We start from the raw sequence: 230 nt of genomic DNA on the forward strand, positions 1-230 counted from the left end.
TGCCGGGATCTGACGTGTCGCTGGCCCGGGTGTGAGGTGTCGGCCTGGGACTGCCAGCTCGACCACACCATCCCGTACGCCCAGGGTGGGCCCACCCACGCGGCGAACATGAAGTGCTACTGCACCTTTCACCATTTGGTGAAAACGTTCGTGGGCTGGACCGAGAAGCAACTCGCCGACGGCACCCTCATCCTGACCTCCCCGGGCGGGGACACCCACGTCACCACCCC

At 66.1% G+C, this 230-nt stretch carries 1 protein-coding gene; it reads left to right on the forward strand.

What is annotated here, in order from left to right:
• Positions 1-230 (forward strand): HNH endonuclease signature motif containing protein (locus BST27_RS31100; RefSeq protein WP_487246513.1); only part of this gene is annotated, 230 nt, incomplete at both ends.

The sequence above is a fragment of the Mycobacterium intermedium genome (assembly GCF_002086275.1).
GTDB lineage: Bacteria > Actinomycetota > Actinomycetes > Mycobacteriales > Mycobacteriaceae > Mycobacterium > Mycobacterium intermedium.